Consider the following 18,757-nt stretch of genomic DNA (forward strand, 5'->3'; position numbering starts at 1 on the left):
ACAAGCCGGAGCTCGTGGTGGTGGTCGAAAGCCCGGTCAGCGAGCAGCGCATGCGCGACATGTTCGAGACCGTGGATCGCGTGCTGCGCACGCATCCGGAGGTCGGCGAGTACAATCAGAAGATCTGATTGAGCTGTTCGCCATGCCCACCGTCGTCATGCCTCGCGCATGCGGGCATCCAGTACTCCGCGGCGTCTCAATCGAAGACGAACCTCTCTGGAATACTGGATCGTCCGCGTTCGCGGGCGATGACAGTGGAGTGACGACTTACGCGGCCGCTCCGCAGTCGGCCGCCATCCATCGGGAAGGCGCCCGGCAACGTCCTCGATGACCGAGCGAAATTCTTTCCGATCGATCTTGACATGCCGGCCTCTATCCCGCTGTCTACCCCTCGCATCGCACCTTTGCTTTCAACAGCTCTAGATTGTAGAGACTCTTTGCGCCAACGCTCCTTGAGGACCCAATCTAGCGGAGAATGACGATGATCCTTGTGACCGGCGGGGCCGGCTATATCGGCTCGCATGCTTGCGTGGCCTTGCTGGCTGCGGGCGAAGATGTCGTCGTATTCGACAATTTCTCCAACAGCAGTCCGATTGCCCTGCAGCGCGTCCAGCAGATTTGCGGCAAAGCGCTGATTGCCGTTGAAGGCGACATTCGCGACGAACGCGCGATCGAGCAGGTGCTGACGCAATACAACTGCACGGCCGTCATGCATTTTGCCGGTCTGAAATCCGTTCAGGATTCCGTTGCGCAGCCGCTCGAATATTACGATCAGAACGTTATCGGATCTCACCGGCTGCTGCGCGCGATGCAGCGGTCGGGCGTCAAGAACATCGTGTTCAGCTCATCGGCCACGGTCTACGGCACCCCGAAATTTCTGCCCTATACCGAAGACCATCCCCTCAATCCCGTGAACCCCTATGGGCGGACCAAGCTCATCATCGAGGACATGCTCCGCGACCAATATGTCAGCGACCCAAGCTGGGGGATCGCCATATTGCGCTACTTCAATCCAGTCGGGGCGCACGAGAGCGGATTGATCGGCGAGGATCCCCGCGGCGTCCCCAATAATCTGGTCCCCTTCGTGGCTCAGGTTGCAATCGGACGACGCGAGCGATTGAACATATGGGGCGCCGACTACGACACGCCTGATGGAACAGGCGTTCGCGACTATATCCATGTCATGGACCTCGCGCTCGGACACCTGTCTGCGCTGAAGGCGTTGGACAGTCCGAAATGCTTTTCGGTCAATCTCGGAACGGGTACCGGCAGCAGCGTGCTCGAAGTCGTTCGCGCCTTCGAAAAAGCGAGTGGCCGGCCCATCCCATATGACATCAAGCCGCGTCGGGCGGGTGACATCGATGCCTACTACGCCGCCACGGAAACCGCGTCCCAACTGATAGGATGGAAAGCGGCCAGATCGCTCGAGACGATGTGCGCGGATCATTGGCGCTGGCAGAGCAACAACCCCAATGGATATTGCTGATCGTGACGATTGAAGACGCCGCTGCGCACGGTGATATCCCGTCCCGCGCGCAGGCCATGATCAAACATGGTTGCGGATTCTCATTGCGCGCAGCGCCGCCTTTTGAGGCAGAGCGCCTTATCGCGTGCTATTTTTACTAAGGGGCATACCTTCACGATTAATCCTGTTGGCCGATCGCGCAATAATTCTGCCAGAATATCTGTTCTGGCAGAATTATTGCGTTATGAAGCGGGCTGAAATTTCAGTGCGGGGGCTTATCCATGACGAAGAAACGAGCTTTAATCACCGGCGTTACCGGTCAGGACGGTGCCTATCTGGCAGAACTGCTCCTGGAAAAAGGATACGAGGTCCACGGCATCAAGCGCCGGGCTTCGCTTTTCAACACCGATCGAATTGACCACATTTATCTCGATCCCCACGAGGCCAATCCGCCATTCCGTTTGCATTATGGCGACCTCACGGACTCTTCCAGTCTGGTCCGTATCGTCGGCCAGGTCCAGCCGGACGAGATCTACAATCTCGCAGCGCAGAGCCATGTCGCCGTTTCATTCGAGGAACCCGAATACACCGCAAATTCCGACGCGCTGGGCACGCTGCGCCTGCTCGAGGCCATCCGCATTGTCGGCCTGGAGAACAAGACACGCTTCTACCAGGCCTCGACTTCGGAATTGTACGGGCTTGTGCAGGAAATCCCGCAGAAGGAGACGACGCCCTTTTACCCCCGCTCGCCCTACGCCGTCGCCAAGCTCTATGCGTACTGGATCACGGTCAACTACCGTGAAGCGTATGGAATGTACGCCTGCAACGGCATCCTGTTCAATCACGAGTCCCCGGTCCGCGGCGAGACATTCGTGACGCGCAAGATCACGCGGGCGCTGGCGCGGATCCATCTCGGGCTGCAGGACCGCCTCTACCTCGGCAACATGGACGCGCTACGCGACTGGGGTCACGCGCGCGACTATGTCGAGATGCAGTGGATGATGCTGCAGCAGGACAAGCCGGATGACTTCGTGATCGCCACCGGCAAGCAGTATTCAGTGAGGGATTTCGTCAACCACGCCGCGGCCGAGATCGGAATCAAGGTCCGATGGGAAGGCAGCGGCGTTCACGAGAAAGGTTATGACGAGGCGACCGGCAAATGCATCGTTTCGGTGGACCCCCGCTATTTCCGGCCGTCGGAAGTCGCGACCCTGCTCGGCGATCCCTCCAAGGCAAAGCACAAGCTCGGCTGGGAGCCGAAGACCTCGTTCGAGGCGCTGGTCAAGGAAATGATGCAGGAAGATCTTGAATCCGCCAAGCGGGACGAACTGATCAAGCAGCACGGCTTCCGCTACTACGCGCGGCACGAATAGCCGCAGAGCGGGATCCGCTTGCGGCGATTGCTCGAGCGCATTGGTCATCCAACCGCTCGAGCGCTTGACCAGCTTATTTGCCCGTCAGACGCACCTGCTCCTTGACGGGAAGCAACAGCGCTTCCGGCTGGAGCTGCGTCCCACCGCTGCTGTGCGGCCTGGCGCCATCATCATCGATGGAGAGCATCTCCCTCAGCCACTGATAGATGATGCTCTCCCTGTTCCAACGTTCAAGCGCGCGCGTCCTGCCCTGCTTGCCCAGGACATTTCGAAGCGGCTCATCTTCGCCGAGCGTTCGGACAGCCTCCGCCAGCGCATTCGCATCACCCGGCGGGACGACCAAACCGGCGCCTTCCACTTCATCGGCCAGCCCGGTACCCGATCCCGCCATGGCGACGACCGGGCGCCCGGAAGAGAAGATGGCTCCGAGCTTGGAAGGCAGCACCAGATCTGCCGCCTCTGCCCGCTGCGGAATCAGGTGAATATCGGCGCTCGCCATCAACGCGGCAAAACGATCGTTGGGCTGCACGCCGAGAAAATGGATGTTGCCGCGCCCCTGTGACATCTCCAGGAGTCTCGGCTTGTGAGGCCCCTCGCCGGCGAGAATGAAATGAACGTTGGGGTGACTTTGTTCGAGAACAGAAGCCGCCTCCACGACGAGGTCGAGTCCCTGCTTATTCGACATCGTTCCCGAGTAGAGGGCGACGACGTCGTCTTCTCCAATCTCGAGCTCAGTCCGGAAATTGACCGTTGCGGGGCCCGGAGTGATTGCGCCGGTGTCGATCCAGTTTCGGACCTCCCTCACCTTCTCCTGCGGAATTCCCTTCTCTTTGAGACGTCGCAACATCTGCGGTGAGATTGTGGAGACGCGGTCGAAGGATTTCAGGATTCTCGCTTCCGCGCGCAGCATCAGCCGACGGAGCCTTTGGTTCTGCAAAAGACCGAGATCAAAGGCCGCGTCCACCTCAAAGTCCTGCACATGAAGCCAGGATTTCGCCCCGGTCAGGCGCGCGGCGGCGGCGACGAGGGCCGCTGATGTCAGCGACGGCGCCACCGAAAGCATGATGTCGGGTCGCCACGAGAGCGCCGTCCGCACCAGAGGGATCGCACTCGCCAATGCAAAAGACGCATGGTGAACGAGCCGCTTGGCCCCCGACGGACGAGCAGGCACGTAGATTGGCGTACGGATCACCTGCACGCCATTCAGCTTTCTCGACCGGAAATACCAGGATCTGAAGCCCCGAGGAATTCGCCACGCTGGATAATAAGGCGGTGCGGTGATCACTCGGACGTCGTGGCCTTCGGCCACGAGACTTTCGCAGAGCTCAGTGTTGTATTTCGCGACACCGACAAGATCGGGCGCGTAGTTGATGCCCACCAGAAGTATGCGCATTAAATGCAGACCAAAATCAAAGATGTTAAGTTTCTTAGTTTTTAGACGAGATACTGCACTCCCGTTCAGTTTGAAGTACTGGGACTAAGCGCGAGATTGCGGCCGTATCCGCGGAGAAAATCGGCGTAGGCCGCGGCGAGGCCGGCACGCATCGAAATCTGCGGGCGCCAACCGAGTTCGCGGATACGCGAGCTATCAAGCAGCTTGCGCGGGGTGCCGTTGGGCTTGCTGACGTCGAAGACGAATTTGCCCTGATAGCCGACGACCTCGGCGACCAGAGCCGCGAAATCGGCGATCGAGAGTTCGTCCCCGCTGCCGACATTGATCGGCATGTCCTGCGAATATCGCTTCAGAAGGAAGGCGCAGGCATCCGCCAGATCATCGACGTTGAGGAATTCGCGGAGCGGCGTGCCGGTGCCCCACACGGTAACCGTCGGCGCTCCCGCGAGCTTGGCTTCATGAAAGCGGCGGATCAGCGCCGCCGGAACGTGGCTGTGATCCGGATGATAATTGTCGCCCTTGCCATAGAGATTGGTCGGCATGGCCGAGATGAAATCATCGCCGTATTGACGGCGATAGGCTTGGCACATCTTGAGGCCGGCGATCTTGGCGATCGCGTACCACTCATTGGTAGGCTCAAGCGGGCCCGCCAGCAGTTGGTCCTCTCTGATCGGCTGCGCTGCGTGCTTGGGATAGATGCAGGACGACCCCAAAAACAACAGGCGCTGAACCCCGACCGCGTGACTCGCACGCACCACGTTCAATTCGACCGAGAGGTTGTCGCAGAGAAAGTCGACCGGGAAATTGTTGTTGGCGCCGATGCCGCCGACTTTCGCGGCGGCATGCACCACGACATCAGGCCGGTTTGCCTCAAACCAGCGAAGCGTCGTCTCTTCCTTGGCCAGATCGAGCGCGCTTCGGTCCGCTGTCAGGACCGTGCAATTCTCGGTTGAGAGCCGACGTACGATCGCTGAGCCGACCATACCTCGGTGTCCTGCGACAAAGATTCGTTTATCTGCAAGATCGTAATGAAAGGGCGCCATCATGCGCCCCCTTCCGCGTGCCCCGCGCGGAAAAACAGACAATCAAAACTCATTTCAAAAAAAGCCCAACACACGCTGCGCGCTTGCAGCCCCAAGCGCGCGAACTTGCTAACACAAGCTTCACCATTAGACAGCCCCACGCCCAACCTCACCATAGTTCATGGTGAATGCAGAGAGCCGCACAAACTTGTGGCAACACACGGCGCAAGAAGGCAGCAGCGATTTAGCTATCGCGCCGGTGAAGCAGCTTCGTGCGGTGATTTAGTACGCGCGCCGAAGGACTGTTGTGCCGGGAGCAACGCAGACACGATCCCAATACCATCCGTACGGCGTTTCAATGCGGACGCGTGGACAACGACGCCACGGCACGTAGCCGTAAGGATAAGGTTGCCCCCAGAAGGTGACGGCCTGCACGCCAGTGTCTGCTCGAAGCATGGCTGCCGTTGCCGGCATCTGAACGGCGGCCGTGGCCGAACTTGCCATCACGGCAACGCCAAACGTCAACCCAATAACCCCAGCGAATGTCTTGAGCATCAAAACCCCCTAGCCCCAACAGCGCATCCCAAAGCCCCGCCGTTGCTGGCAGTGACGGGGAAGCGAGAAATCGCGAAAATAAAGCCCCAATGGCATTAGCTTTATCAACGCCACGCAGCGAGCGCAACTTGACCACGACGATCTGCGCGCGGCTGTGGTTTATCGGCATCGGTTGCGGTGCTCAGGGGTTGCCGGGCCACGCCCCGGGGCCTTCGAGATCGGGCGACCGGCGGTAGACGTCGCGGACGAAGCCGTAATTTACCGCTTGCGACAGCGGTACCGTCTCCTCCCCCAGCTTTGCGAACATCAAAATGTCACGCAGCGTTCGCCAGCGGCTTTCGTCATATTCCGCGATTCGCATCCCTGTCGGCGAGACGAGATCGCGCTGCTGCTGAAGGTCGAAGGTCACGCGCTCCGCCCGCAGGCGGGCGGGATCGAATCCCACGATCAGCGGCACGCTGCGTGCATAGTCACCATAGGCGAGCTGCCAACCGCGGATGATGGCGCGCAGGGCCTGGCCGACGATGGAGGGGCGATCGTGGACGAGATCGGAGCTGGCAAAATAGACCTGGCCCGGCACGTGGATGGCATATTCCTGCGGCCTGATGATGTTGAGGCGGGGCATGGCGGCGTCGGAGGGCAGCGGCCGCGCGCCGATGTCGGTGATGACAGCATCGACCTCGCCTGCGCGCAGAGCCTCCAGATTGTCGCGGTCAGCGACCTTGGTGATCTGGCTGCGCGGCAGGCCGAGCTGCGCCATCATGGCGTCGAAAATCACCTCGCCCTCGCCTCCCCTGAGGACACCGACCCGCTTGCCGATGAGGTCGGCGGGACGCCGCAGCCCGGAGCTCTCGAGGGTGAGGATCACGACGGAGGTGTCGAGGAAGCTGGCGGCGAATGCCGTGACGGGCACGCCGCGCCAGGCCGCCAGCAGGAACTTCTGCCCGGTTGTCACACCGATGGCATGCTCGCGTGCGACCATCTCGACAAAATCCGCGGTGGCTTTCTCCGCGACCGTGATCGTATGACCGTCCTGGGCGAACAATCCCTGCTGCTTGGCAAGCATCTCGCCGGCGAAGCGCGCACCGAAACGGCCGTCGAGGAAGATCGTTGTCTCATTGCGCGCAGGCGTTGTGGTGCGCGCAGGAGCAATGTCGTCGCGCTTGAACGCCAGATAGGCGACACTGAGGATGACGAGCGCGGCGACCGCCAGCCAGGCCCGGCGATATCTGCGTCGCGCGGCCTTGCGCGGGCGCCTGGACGTCCTGCTCAATGGGAGACTCCGCGAGATTTTCGCAACGCGCGCAGGGGTGAGATGCAAATGGGATACAATGCCAGCATATTGAGTAAGGTTACCGTTCGGTATCCCTTGTTTTCGTTCACGTTTGGATTGATACGCTGAGGCCCGGCTGAGCAAGTATTTTCATCAATTTTGTTTTGGCTGGCGGATAATTTTTATGACGATATTGGCGACGCGTCCGGCCTCCTTACCCACGGGGGGCCCACCTCTCCAGCCTGCACAAGTTAACGGCCAGCTCCCGGAATGGTCCGGGCGGAGCTGGCTGCGGCCGGCACTGGTGGAATGGCTGGTGACGCTGGCGGATGGGCTGTTGATCTTCGTCTGCGGCGTCGGCTGCACGGTAGCATATCACCTTTTCATGCAATCGACGCTCGGCAAGACCGACATCTACGCCGCTGCCAGCCTGATGGTGGCGATCAATTTCGGCCTGCTCGTCACGGTGCAGAAGGGCTATGAGCTGACGGCGATCACCGACCTGCCGCGGCAGCTTCGGATCACGCTGACGACCTGGACCGGCGTATTTGCCGCGCTGCTGGCGATCGCCTTCACGATGAAGGTGAGCGAGGAGTTTTCCCGCGGCACGACGATCTCGTTCTATCTGGTCGGGCTGATCGCGCTGTCGCTCTGGAAGACGGTGGCGGCGCGCTGGACACGGCGGGCGCTGCGCGAAGGCGCGTTCGCCAACAGCCGCGTGGTCGTGATCGCCGAGCAGGGGCTGCAGGCGACCTCGGCGGCGATGCTGGAATTGTGCCAGCACGGCTACCGGCTGATGCGCGTGTTCGAGATCCGCACCAGCGAGCTGGCCTCGCCGCTTCTGATGTCCTCGATCGGCCCGCGCTTCGACGAACTCGTCGCCTACGCGCGCGAAGAGCGGATCGAGCATGTATTCCTGCTGATGAACTGGAGCCGCCAGCACGCGATCGACAGCCTGTTGGACGGGCTGAAGATCCTGCCGATCCCGGTGCACCTGGTGCCCGACGCCAACGTCTCGCGCTTCCTGAAATACCCGCAGGTGCACAGCGGCAGCGCCTGGACGGCGGAGCTGCGCCGGGCGCCCTTGAGCTGGAAGGAGCGCGCGGTCAAGCGCGCGCTCGACCTGATCGGCGCCTCGCTCGCCTTGATCGTATTCGCGCCGATCATGCTGTTCACCGCGCTCTTGATCAAATGCACCTCGCGTGGGCCGGTGTTCTTCCGCCAGACCCGCAACGGCTTCGGCGGCCGGGCCTTCCGCATCTTCAAATTCCGCACCATGCGCGTGCTGGAGGACGGCCCGACGATCCGCCAGGCGACCAAGAACGACCCGCGCGTGACGCCGATCGGCAAATGGCTGCGGAGGACCTCGATCGACGAGCTGCCGCAGCTCTTCAACGTGCTGAAGGGCGACATGTCCCTGGTCGGCCCCCGCCCCCACGCCGCCGCCCACAACTCCGAATACGAGCAAATCATCGGCAACTACGCCTTCCGCCACCACGTCAAGCCGGGCATTACAGGCTGGGCCCAGGTGAACGGCTATCGGGGCGAGACGAGGACGGTGGAGCTGATGGAAAAGCGGGTGGAGTATGATCTGTGGTACATCAATAATTGGACGGTGTGGTTGGATCTGCGGATCCTGCTGGGGACGCTAATGGTTACTTTTACACGGCCGACAGCCCACTAACGAGCTAAAGCGGGATGGGACTAGGTCCGAACCGGGCGCTTTCGCGACCGTCCAATCAAAATGTCGAAAACAACCCCATGCAAAGTAGCAATCACGCCTTCCGTCACCCCGTGAAGCCTGGGTATCGGGGCGAGACGAGGACGGTGGGGATGATGGAAAAGCGGGCGGAGTTGGACTTGTGGTATATCAATAATTGGAGCTTGAGACTGGACGTCTCAATCTTAGCACGAACCGCGCTTCTCACCCTTAGACCAAGGGCATACTGATATCAGGCCGCAACAAGCGATCTTCTTCGGTCGGCGACGATCTTAGAATCGCGAGCACACTCAATGAATCCTACTGAATATAAAGGCCGAGCTCGGTCAGCAACTCGCCTTGTATTCGCACAGCGAGTGATTTCTTTTCTTCTTAACGTTAGCCAAATTGCCGTGCTTTCTCGGCTGATCGAACCAGGCGAGTTTGGCTTGATTGCGATAGCTCTATTTTTTTCCACTCTTTTTTCTGTTTTTCGAGATTTTGGCCTGCCATCCACTGCTATACAGCTACCTAGACTGGAAGACGATCAACGCGATGCTCTCTTTTGGTTCAACGCCTTCGGTACCGTTCTTCTCGTAATGGTCTTCCTAATCTGCGCCGGACCGATCGCGCATGTTTACCGAGAACCTCGCCTGACTCCTATCCTCGCGATCGGAGCTATCAGTTTTCTGCTATTGGGCCTCAGCGCTCAACACGCAGCAGTTCTGCGACGAGAATTACATTTCCGGTCCATCTTTGTTTCTGAAGTGGGCGGACTGTTGATTGGTTGGATCAGCACCGCAGTCTTAGCATACCTGTATAGAAACGCGTTCTCGCTCGTGATAGGCAGCGCGATCCAAGCGGCATTTACATCCGTTAGTTATGTAGCCCTTGGCGGCTGGTTCCCCCGGCTAAGAGTGCATTTGAGGCACCACCTGCAACTCGTGGGCTTTGGAGCCAATGTCGCTACTTTTTCGGCCTTAAACTTCCTATCGAATAACGTCGCCGGAGCGTTCTTGGGTTTTTGGAGTGGAAGCACGGCGGCCGGCCTCTTCTCCCGCGCTCAGTCGTTATACTCTCTTCCGAACTCATTCCTCCTTGGCCCTTACCTTCAAGTTCAATTCCCTCTCCTCTGCAGAATTGCGCAAAGCAACACTCTGGTGAGGCGGGAATACAGTAACATCCTGACCTTGTCTGGCCTGATCTTTTTCTCGGTCGGACTGACGCTACCGCTTATCTCTCACGACCTCATTTTCATTCTGCTCGGACCGCCCTGGATCGAGGTTGCTGGCATACTTAGTTGGTTCTCCCCCGCGTTTCTCGCATTGGGATTCATAGCGCCGTTCGGGCAATTCATGACAAGCCAAGGAAGAGTTCGCGAACTAAGGATATGGAGCGTAGCTGAGCTATTTATCCGCGGCGGGGGCGCGGTATTAGGGGGTTTGCTAGGTCCTACCGCGGCAGCCGCAGGATTTTCCGCCGCAACACTGCTGGCGGCTGCTCCCATCATCGTCTGGTTGACCGCGAGAAAGGGACCCATGTCAGTCTCAGATCAACTGAGGGCAGCCGTTCCTGGGATCATCGTTGCAGTCTGTACGGTCTCGATGACATCCATATCGATGTTATTGTTGGATCATGTAGGTGTCGAGAATGAGATCACGCGTCTTTCTGTCACCGTGGCCGTGCTATTGATAGCATGGAGTTCGACAACCCTGGCAATCCCAGAATCGCGAACCCTCCTGCATTCACTCATCGGGCGAGAAGGGAAACTTACTGATGGCAATCAATTTGGTAAGTAAAGCGCTTTCCCTTCTAGCAAACACAAGCCTCAGGATATCCGCTCGAACTGGCATAAACCCCTCCCAAGAAGCAGTGTATCAAGCCATATTTGACCGCGATATCCGTTCGCTCGGTTTGGCAAATAACTACTACGCGGTAGGCGCTGCAGCCAATTATGGTTTGCTTTACGCTTTGCTGCGTGCTCTGCGAGAGTTCCCATTTCAACAAATTGTGGAGCTAGGAGCCGGGCAATCTACTCTACTGCTCGATCAAGTTTCATCCGCACAGAGCACGAATACGAACATTCTTACGATCGAAAGCGACCCCTTTTGGCGCGATGCCGTGCAAGCAAAAGTAAAGCACGAGGTGCGATTGGTTGCGCTGGAGGAACAGACCCTCGGCCCCTACGCATTCAAAGGTTACAATCTTACTGGAGCAGCACCGCCAAGCGGCATTGACCTCTTAATTGTAGACGGCCCGCCGGCAGGCCGAAGGGATGTTAGATACGCGAGGTTTGCCGCCTTGCAGCTAGTTCCATTGCTAAGCGCGGACGGCTTTCTGATCGTCGTAGACGATGCGGAACGCCCCGGGGAAGATATTCTCTGCCAACACCTTGAGAAAGCGATCAATGCGCGAGGTATCAGGTGTCAGATCGGACAGATAATGGCTGCAAAGCAGCAAAGAATCTTCGCGCACGGGAGACTTTCAGGTGCCGCGTTCTACTAGCAGCTTCCCAAGTCACTCTAGAGGAGCCTTCCGGAGTATTCGATGATCGTTCTACGCGCCGCCAAGCTTGTTAGTGCCCTCACCAGCTCTTCGGGCAGAAAAGCCCTCGCGCATGGAGTGGCAGCGAGTATCGAGCACCGCAAAGTGTTCGCGAGCTCGAAGTACGCAACCATAGTTGACATAGGAGCGAACCGAGGCCAGTTCGCACTTCTGATGCGACAATTGTTTCCCACTGCGCAAATTCAGAGCTTCGAGCCTATAGGGTCGTGTGCAAAGGTCTTTCGGCAGATCTTTTCAGAAGATCGTTTGACCAGATTGCACAATGTGGCAATCGGGGCAGAACACGCTGAGCGCGAGATGTTCATAACGAGCGAAGACGATTCTTCCTCGCTCTTAGAGCCGACCGAAAACCAGCGGTCGATATTTGGGACCACTGTTTCCGACCATCAAATTGTGAAGATACAACCGCTGGACAGCGTACTCTCCGCTCAGGATATTCATTCCCCCGCCCTCCTAAAGTTGGATGTTCAGGGTTTCGAGATGAAGGTCCTTGAGGGATGCAGCGCACTCTTACCGTCCTTCGATGAGATATATGTCGAATGCTCCTACAAGGAAATGTACAAGGGCCAAGCTCTTGCAAGCGAGATTATATCTTACCTGCTCAATAGAGGTTTTCATCTTCGAGGCGTCTTCAATCAGCACGTTCGCAGCAGCCCAATTCAAGCCGACTTTCTATTTAGTCGATCTCCCGATAGCGCCCGCTAGACCCAGCGCATAGTGACGAAAGCTATCCGGTTGATTCAAGATAACAGCAATAGTCTCTCTTTGGAGCAGGCGACGCCTTCGCAGCTTAACGCGCGGAGGCGACGGGTCCTCATGTTCGGCCCCTTCCCACCGCCGTTGCATGGGTTCTCACTCGCCAATTCGAGAATGGAGCAAGCCCTTAAGCATCAAGGTTTTGAAGCTGTGAAGGTTGACCTAGCTCCTGGTCGGGGTTCATCGCGCCTGTCTCGTGCTCGAGACTATCTCAAACGCATCGTGTGGGGTCTCTACCTGCTTCTGACACCTGGAAGAAGATCTTGCCGCACTGTTTGCTATCTGGGACTTTCGGGAGGAATAAGACAGGCGCTCGACCTAGTCGTTATTATGGTAGCTAGGCTACGGCGCCTGCCAATAATAATACATCATCACAGTTTCGCGTACATAAACCGATACTCATTCCTAACTGCGTTAGTCACTCTTGCGGCTGGCTCAACGTCTGTCCATCTAGTGCTTTGTGACGAAATGGGGAAGCGATTGACAGAACGGTACTCTACTGTCCGTCGTTTTGTTGTGTTGTCGAATCTTTCCCTCCTTGATCCAGCACCCGCTATCGTAGCAAAGGCTGGAACTCCGACTACTTTGGGCTTTCTCAGCAACATCACTCTTGAAAAAGGCTTCGACCGCTTCATAGCAATTGTTCGTGCTGCGGTTTCGAGAGGGTTACCTATCAAGGCTCTTGTGGCGGGTCCATGGGGCGATGACCATTGCCGCGAGCTTTACAACTCCGCCAAGAACCAGGGCTTGCCAATTGACTACGTCGGACCAGTGTACGGCGCCGCGAAGGAGGATTTCTACTCCAACATTGACGTTTTCGTCTTTCCAACACGATACAAGAATGAAGCAGAGCCCTTTGTGCTTCTGGAAGCGATGGCGGCGGGTATCCCCGTGATATCGTCATGCCGTGGATGTATTGCTGATTTGCTTGCGAACAGCCCAAGCAGCCTAATCGAAGCCGATGAATTGGACGATGTCATAGCTGTTCTTAGCCGCTTCTTTGCTAGCGATCACGCGTTCGACAGGACTAGAAGCGCAACCCGGGAGCACTTTCTCGGCCTCAGAAGTCGCTCACAAGCGCAATGGAACACCGTTATTCAGCTTTTCGAATCAGCTTGACGAGTGCCTTACTTGATTAATCGCCGACAACTGCTCGCAGCCGGAGGCCTCCTATCCTTCAGTTCGTCCTTGATGGGAGAGTCCCCAACCGACGTGCGAAAATTTGGAGCCGTTGGCAACGGTCGTCACGATGACACGAATGCCATTCAGAGTGCTATTGATACAGTATCGATCAGAGGTGGCACTATCCGAATCCCAGCTAGGGATCGAGTTAAGGGCGAGTATTGGCGGCTGACTAGACCCCTACTCCTGAAGTCCCGGGTGGCCCTAGTGGGGGAAGGTCCCGCAAGTCTACTTTTTAACGACAGGGAGCATAGCCTGACATTCATGGATCAGGCGGTTATTCTCCCCGGAAACTACCATCCTCAATTTCTGAACGACATCGCATTCGATCCGATCACCCTAGATAAGCACAATAATGCAGTCGTTTTTGTAGACAATCGCTCTGGTCGCTATTCGAAAGGTCAGACGGTTTTCGTTCGATCGGCCGATTTTGATCTCACCAGAGCCGATGTTTCGATTTCTACTATAACAATCATTTGCCTGATCGTAGAAATCGAGCACGACCGCGTTTATCTCGATCGAAGTCTAGAACTCGAAGCAACCGCGGTCATGGCTCCAGCCGATGATCAGACTGACTGGCGTCCAATCGGACCACCAAGCCGCTGCTTCGTATCCATTGATTCTGCCGTTCGAAATTTGGCTATACGATCGTACGGTTTTTGGATAGGTGATAGTGCCGCACGGGGATGTGAGTTTAGCCAGCTTTGGATTGAAGCCCGTGCGGGCGTATACGGAAATCTCTTTCAGGACTGCCGCTGGACCAACATCAACGCAAAGTTTGATCGATTCGCTGTAGAACTATCTTGTAATTCACTGAACGTGGTCGTCGATAATCTTACCGCTCGGATGACAAATGATCCGCCTACACCCAATCACCAGATCGTAGCCATACAAGAATCGTCAAGAAACTGCAGGATCATGAACTTCTCGATCGACGCGAAGTTATTCAGCAAGACCGGCGCAGTTGTGAGGCTTGGACCATCTTCGCATTGCTCAATCGAGAACGGCAACATTTCCTGCGAAGGAGCACGTGGAGCAATCGTATCCTTCGACACTGGTGCAGCAACAGTGTCACATAATTCGATTCGAAATGTCTCGTTTTCGAGCTCCGCAGCACAGGCCGGTATCGTCTTCGAATCCCGAAACACGGGACTCGTTACCGACAACGAAGTTGATAAGGTAAGCATTCGCGGGCTAACGCGCGGAGTAGCTGCCAGACTTGGCGGTCAGCGCAATGTAATTAGTGAGTGCGAACTGACAGGCACTTCACTTAGCATCCTCGATCAAGCCAGCAGTTGTACGATACGTGACAGTGCAATTCCGGCCACGGTCGAGAATAGAAGTTCTCAGCCCCATTCGATCCAACTTCTGCGAAACAGAGCGGCACGTTAGCAATGCTTCTAACTTGCGCCTTTTTGTCCTCCTCAGACCAACCATGAATGCGCTAGAAACCGTGCCTGCGCAGAAGGCGCGGCGCGGAAGATCTACGTGGAAGAACAAAAATCCTCAGCAAAAGAAACATCGCAGTTCCAATTAGGAAAGTCCACAGAATGCGGGACGCCGTGAACATGTCAGATCTCCAAAACGCGAAGACATAGAAATATACAACATAAGCTTCTATCTGCCGCGCCGGGCTCATTGAGAGCCGGTATTGAAATGCGGAGATCGAGGCAACAACCAAGCCAAAAACAAGCGCACCGAAAGCGGGACCAAATTCGGCCATCAGCATTCCTGGTCCGGACAGCGTAATTTCAGACCCCGTGTTCTCGAAACGGACAGGACTCATGACTTTGGTGAACGCGGAGCTTGGCGGTTCCGGCTTAAACGGAGCAAGTGATCGGGGAACAGGAAAAAAGAACGAAGCCGTCAATCCATAGAATGGATAGGGCAGTTCAAAGCCAGTTTCCGCGACGGCATACACACTTTTCCAAATGGCAAAGCTTTCAGATTCAACAACTGATTCGAACCAGACGTCCTGGCCAGCCCGACCTTGGAATCCTGCATATCGCACATAAGCCGTGTACACCTGCAGAAAAAGAACCAACGGCACCAGACCAAACACAAACATCCGAATCGGATTTGGTGCCCTTCCCCTGGCAAGTAGCGCACAAACAAACAGTAAGAACGCCGAAACGATATTGCCGCGCCCTCCCGACAGTACCGCTACGATAGCAAATACAAACACCGCTCCTAAGCTCGCCCACAATGATTTTGATTTAAATATCACATAGAGAGACGCGACCAACACAAACGGAGAAGCATTCAAGATCACGAAGGCTGCATCATTCTTGTATTGACGGGCACCAACCGTTTCCAGAAACGTCGAGAAACCAATCTCGCGAACTTGCCAAATAAGATACCCGCAGATTGGAGCAGCGATGGTCAAGAACAAAGCAATCGCTGCCCGTTGGTCTCGTCCATCTTCTTGCAAGACGAAAGCACTCGACTTCCGGCTGATGAACAATTCCATCAGACCAGCATACATGCAGAACACAATCAAATTGCCGATCTGCATATTGGCCAACATTGAATCGCTACAATTCAACGTCTGCTCGCCAATTCGAAAGCTCTTGTACTGGGAACCAAACAAGAACTGAAAATCCAGCAACAGGAAGAAAGCACAGTTGAGTAGATAAATGTCGAGCGGCCAATATCGATTTCGTGGAGACCGCGAAACCCATCTTGTTGCCAAGAAGCAAATCATCCCGGCCAAGATGATCGAGATGATTAGCAGCAGCGGAAAGTCCGTTGACATCTACTCGACCTCCGGCGTCGCTCTAGTAAAATACTTCTCGGAGCCGCTGAGGGTTCTTATTGTTCGTGCCGGCATCCCGCCAACCAACGTCAACGAGTTCACTAAGCCGTTTACTACAGCTCCGGCGGCAACGATGCACTTGTCCTCCAAAATTGAGCCCCTCAAGATTATTACTCGGGTGCTAACAAGAACAAACTTCCCGACACTTACTTCGGCCGTCAGTTGCTTAGACTCGCGCGGATCGATTCCGTGCGTCCAGATTTGCGAACCTCGTCCCGCTATCGTTGAAAACGCGCCGATGGTTACGCGATTGGCGCAGTCGATTCGATGTTCGTGCGTTAGGGCTGCGCCGTCTTCCATGACAAAGACGCAGTTCTGTTGGGAGTGAGGATACAGCTTCGTTCCATGGCAGCCTCCAATAATGTTGAAGTTACCAATGACGACGGAATTTCCGATGCGAAACTCGGATAGACTTTTGACTAGAGTTGCGTGACCAATTCTAGCCTGATCACCGATGAAAACACGGTTCGCGCCGATCAACGAAAAGCCGACGCGCGCCGTGGGACTAATTTCATAACCAAGGACATGAACAAGGATGAGACGCCGTAAGCGCCATGGAAGCAGCCAAGCCAATACTTGCACAAGTAGTCGCATGCCCCCACCCACGTCCATCCAGAACCGATCTCGAAGCGCTATATCGGTCGACTCGAGAGCGCCCTCATGATGCTTACTCCAAGCCGAGCTTTAAGAACCGCGCTGATATTGGATCGAATTACTCGCCTCAATGCCCACCACGCGGTACGGAAGCTAATGCGGCCCCGATTATAGTAGTGAAACCAGATCAGGAAACACAAACGCGAATCCGCAGACATTTGACGACGCCACTTTAACAAGAATTGCCTTGAGCTGGTGGGTCGACGCTGCTTGCTAACTCTCGCCCTTTTTTCCTTCGTGTCGTTGTAAAAACTGGTAACCCGATCCAACTGACCAATAGCTAGCCCCATCGAGAAAGCGCTCATCAAGAAATCGAAATCTTGATGCTTCCGAAGTCTTTCATCGAAGCGCAATGTAGACGATTTACGAAAAACAAAGCTGCTCGTTTGAGCAATCCCGCCTCGCACAAAGATAAACTCGAGGGGCGATGTCCCTGTCTTATAGGCCGGATTTTTCTTTGAAGCCTCCGGTGAGCTGAACACAAAATCAAGGCCCCTATTTCTTAGGAACTCGACGGATGCAGATAGATGATCCGGCTTCCACTCATCGTCGGCATCCAAGAGCGCGACCATCTCTGTTGGTGCGCCCTCAATCCCTCGATTACGGGCTACCGCTCCTCCCAAATTCACCGGGCTAGTCAAGATCCTAACAGCGCAATGCGAGGGTGCCCTCTGTATCGTGCTACGGACCACTGTCAGAGTATCGTCAACCGAAGCATCATCAACTACGATGATTGTCGACGCCGTGTCGCAGTCTTGCGCGAATACCGACTCCAAGGCCGCAGAAATCGTCTGTTGGGAATTGTACGTGGGGATCACGACAGTAACTCGCTCGCGCATGTGATCCTGGCTGAACGCTACTTTTGAAAAACAGAGTATCTGAAGGTCCTAACCCCGGTCATCGTGCCGAGGATAGTGTCCATTCTCTTATAGGCTAGCAGATCGAAGGACCGGCAGTTATCAGAGTTGAAATAACAGACTTTCACCTTGATCAACCGAGGGCAGTTGTTCTTGATACTCACGACGTGGTCGAGCACGTCGGGGTTCACGATATGCGTGCGAGCAGCGGCCTCAACATCTAGACATGGACGCCCCAGTGCGTCTCGAATGATAGTTCCATCGCGCTGGTCCGCCGGTCCCTGCATTGTGAGTCTCGGTGTATTCGAGGTTGTTGCGCTAGTTTGAGACCGAGCTGGCGCGATCGATACAAGAAAAAGAAGAAAAACGAGACAGCAGCCTCGCCCGCCAAGCGCATGAAAAACTGACGTCACCGCCAAGGCCTTTCGTCCATTTCGATGCCCGGTATGGCGACCTTAATGCCGTCCGCTGAAAGCCGCTTCGCAAGCCTTTGTCGACTGGTTATGTCTACCGATGCAAGGCCAGCCAATAAGCGCTCCCGACTATTCCAACCAACCCCACTCAAACTACTTGCAGAGTCATCGATGAAGTCCGAGTCAACCAACTCTGAAAACTCAGAAACCACCAAGTTCTGTATTCCAGGGTCAAGAAATGCAAAGATGCCTAACGCCAACCGGTTGCGGCGAAGTGAAACCCATCCCTCGAGAGGACCAGTGGCATAAGATTGATCGAGATATTCAACATTCTTCGGATCAAATCCATTGCCTGCTATCTTAACGGAGTAGAGCATTAGCCATCCAAAAGAATCGCTTGGATTCAAGGCTAGGGTCGTCTTCAGCTTGTCTTCAACGGTCCGAATATTTCGGTCGAACTCCTCTGAGCTCATCCGCTCTATCGATTCCTCGCTGGTTCGCAGAGCGATGAGAGCAATCGCCCGAGTCAGCTCTGATGGCACTGTAATTAGATTTGGCCGCACTTCGATGCGCGCCAGGATTTCGTCCAACTTACCGGGTTTGAAACGATAATCCGCCAATATCTGTGCCGTCACATCCCTTGCCGAAGCCGTCCGCCGAAACAAAGGCACAGTGGCCAGTGACCAGAGTACTGCCACAACACCCAATACTACGAAGACACTTCGCAAGGAGGCT

The 18,757-nt window shown here is 56.0% G+C and carries 16 protein-coding genes; 9 read left to right on the plus strand and 7 right to left on the minus strand.

Annotated features, from left to right (window positions below; genetic code table 11):
- The first annotated feature begins 481 nt into the window (after positions 1-481).
- A complete protein-coding gene (galE, locus tag AC5ZG1_RS38150; RefSeq protein ID WP_496135964.1) occupies positions 482-1,486 on the plus strand; it encodes a UDP-glucose 4-epimerase GalE in 1,005 nt (334 codons plus the stop codon).
- Between the two features lie 260 nt (positions 1,487-1,746).
- The gene (gmd, locus tag AC5ZG1_RS38155) at positions 1,747-2,838 is read left to right on the plus strand and encodes a GDP-mannose 4,6-dehydratase (RefSeq protein WP_028168355.1); all 1,092 of its coding nucleotides are present in this window, start codon (positions 1,747-1,749) and stop codon (positions 2,836-2,838) included.
- Between the two features lie 73 nt (positions 2,839-2,911).
- Here the strand turns inward: gmd and AC5ZG1_RS38160 are convergent, their stop codons facing one another.
- The 3 genes from AC5ZG1_RS38160 to AC5ZG1_RS38170 form a co-directional block, all read right to left on the minus strand.
- Positions 2,912-4,231, minus strand: coding sequence for a WcaI family glycosyltransferase (locus AC5ZG1_RS38160; RefSeq protein WP_456642940.1), 1,320 nt, complete (start codon positions 4,229-4,231; stop codon positions 2,912-2,914).
- 65 nt (positions 4,232-4,296) lie between these two features.
- A complete protein-coding gene (locus AC5ZG1_RS38165; RefSeq protein WP_496135992.1) occupies positions 4,297-5,274 on the minus strand; it encodes a GDP-L-fucose synthase family protein in 978 nt (325 codons plus the stop codon).
- A gap of 715 nt (positions 5,275-5,989) precedes the next feature.
- The gene (locus AC5ZG1_RS38170) at positions 5,990-7,081 is read right to left on the minus strand and encodes an ABC transporter substrate-binding protein (protein WP_496135965.1); all 1,092 of its coding nucleotides are present in this window, start codon (positions 7,079-7,081) and stop codon (positions 5,990-5,992) included.
- A gap of 316 nt (positions 7,082-7,397) precedes the next feature.
- Between AC5ZG1_RS38170 and AC5ZG1_RS38175 the strand changes: the two genes are divergently transcribed.
- The 7 genes from AC5ZG1_RS38175 to AC5ZG1_RS38205 all read left to right on the plus strand — a co-directional run bounded on the left by AC5ZG1_RS38175 (position 7,398) and on the right by AC5ZG1_RS38205 (position 14,675).
- Positions 7,398-8,765, plus strand: coding sequence for an undecaprenyl-phosphate glucose phosphotransferase (locus tag AC5ZG1_RS38175; RefSeq protein WP_496135966.1), 1,368 nt, complete (start codon positions 7,398-7,400; stop codon positions 8,763-8,765).
- A 14-nt stretch (positions 8,766-8,779) separates the two neighbouring features.
- Positions 8,780-9,031, plus strand: coding sequence for a sugar transferase (locus AC5ZG1_RS38180; protein ID WP_496135967.1), 252 nt, complete (start codon positions 8,780-8,782; stop codon positions 9,029-9,031).
- Between the two features lie 63 nt (positions 9,032-9,094).
- Positions 9,095-10,579 (plus strand): oligosaccharide flippase family protein, encoded by a 1,485-nt coding sequence (locus tag AC5ZG1_RS38185; RefSeq protein WP_496135968.1) that lies wholly within the window; start codon positions 9,095-9,097, stop codon positions 10,577-10,579.
- The gene (locus tag AC5ZG1_RS38190; protein WP_496135969.1) at positions 10,557-11,285 is read left to right on the plus strand and encodes a class I SAM-dependent methyltransferase; all 729 of its coding nucleotides are present in this window, start codon (positions 10,557-10,559) and stop codon (positions 11,283-11,285) included. Before AC5ZG1_RS38185 ends, AC5ZG1_RS38190 begins: the two co-directional genes overlap by 23 nt.
- Positions 11,286-11,327: 42 nt before the next feature.
- Positions 11,328-12,050 (plus strand): FkbM family methyltransferase, encoded by a 723-nt coding sequence (locus tag AC5ZG1_RS38195; protein ID WP_496135970.1) that lies wholly within the window; start codon positions 11,328-11,330, stop codon positions 12,048-12,050.
- Between the two features lie 531 nt (positions 12,051-12,581).
- Positions 12,582-13,220, plus strand: a complete 639-nt coding sequence (locus AC5ZG1_RS38200) for a glycosyltransferase family 4 protein (RefSeq protein WP_496135971.1) — start codon at positions 12,582-12,584, stop codon at positions 13,218-13,220.
- A 72-nt stretch (positions 13,221-13,292) separates the two neighbouring features.
- Positions 13,293-14,675 carry a glycosyl hydrolase family 28-related protein gene (locus AC5ZG1_RS38205; RefSeq protein ID WP_496135993.1) on the plus strand — a complete coding sequence of 461 codons (1,383 nt, stop codon included), beginning with the start codon at positions 13,293-13,295 and terminating at the stop codon, positions 14,673-14,675.
- Between the two features lie 52 nt (positions 14,676-14,727).
- Here the strand turns inward: AC5ZG1_RS38205 and AC5ZG1_RS38210 are convergent, their stop codons facing one another.
- The 4 genes from AC5ZG1_RS38210 to AC5ZG1_RS38225 all read right to left on the minus strand — a co-directional run bounded on the left by AC5ZG1_RS38210 (position 14,728) and on the right by AC5ZG1_RS38225 (position 18,657).
- Positions 14,728-16,038, minus strand: coding sequence for a hypothetical protein (locus AC5ZG1_RS38210; RefSeq protein ID WP_496135972.1), 1,311 nt, complete (start codon positions 16,036-16,038; stop codon positions 14,728-14,730).
- Positions 16,039-16,692 carry an acyltransferase gene (locus tag AC5ZG1_RS38215; protein WP_496135973.1) on the minus strand — a complete coding sequence of 218 codons (654 nt, stop codon included), beginning with the start codon at positions 16,690-16,692 and terminating at the stop codon, positions 16,039-16,041.
- A 38-nt stretch (positions 16,693-16,730) separates the two neighbouring features.
- Positions 16,731-17,591: a glycosyltransferase family 2 protein gene (locus AC5ZG1_RS38220; protein ID WP_496135974.1), complete on the minus strand. Its 861-nt coding sequence runs from the start codon at positions 17,589-17,591 to the stop codon at positions 16,731-16,733.
- A gap of 427 nt (positions 17,592-18,018) precedes the next feature.
- Positions 18,019-18,657, minus strand: coding sequence for a hypothetical protein (locus AC5ZG1_RS38225; protein ID WP_496135975.1), 639 nt, complete (start codon positions 18,655-18,657; stop codon positions 18,019-18,021).
- Between the last annotated feature and the right edge of the window lie 100 nt (positions 18,658-18,757).

It is taken from the genome of Bradyrhizobium sp. Leo78, assembly GCF_059512425.1.

Coding starts and splice junctions, on each gene's coding strand:
- AC5ZG1_RS38195 (WP_496135970.1), top strand. CDS start 11,328: ATGATCGTTCTACGCGCCGCCAAGCTTGTTAGTGCCCTCACCAGCTCT.
- AC5ZG1_RS38160 (WP_456642940.1), bottom strand. CDS start 4,231: ATGCGCATACTTCTGGTGGGCATCAACTACGCGCCCGATCTTGTCGGT.
- AC5ZG1_RS38210 (WP_496135972.1), bottom strand. CDS start 16,038: ATGTCAACGGACTTTCCGCTGCTGCTAATCATCTCGATCATCTTGGCC.
- AC5ZG1_RS38185 (WP_496135968.1), top strand. CDS start 9,095: ATGAATCCTACTGAATATAAAGGCCGAGCTCGGTCAGCAACTCGCCTT.
- AC5ZG1_RS38190 (WP_496135969.1), top strand. CDS start 10,557: ATGGCAATCAATTTGGTAAGTAAAGCGCTTTCCCTTCTAGCAAACACA.
- AC5ZG1_RS38180 (WP_496135967.1), top strand. CDS start 8,780: ATGGGACTAGGTCCGAACCGGGCGCTTTCGCGACCGTCCAATCAAAAT.
- AC5ZG1_RS38205 (WP_496135993.1), top strand. CDS start 13,293: ATGGGAGAGTCCCCAACCGACGTGCGAAAATTTGGAGCCGTTGGCAAC.
- gmd (WP_028168355.1), top strand. CDS start 1,747: ATGACGAAGAAACGAGCTTTAATCACCGGCGTTACCGGTCAGGACGGT.
- AC5ZG1_RS38215 (WP_496135973.1), bottom strand. CDS start 16,692: ATGCGACTACTTGTGCAAGTATTGGCTTGGCTGCTTCCATGGCGCTTA.
- AC5ZG1_RS38165 (WP_496135992.1), bottom strand. CDS start 5,274: ATGGCGCCCTTTCATTACGATCTTGCAGATAAACGAATCTTTGTCGCA.
- AC5ZG1_RS38220 (WP_496135974.1), bottom strand. CDS start 17,591: ATGCGCGAGCGAGTTACTGTCGTGATCCCCACGTACAATTCCCAACAG.
- galE (WP_496135964.1), top strand. CDS start 482: ATGATCCTTGTGACCGGCGGGGCCGGCTATATCGGCTCGCATGCTTGC.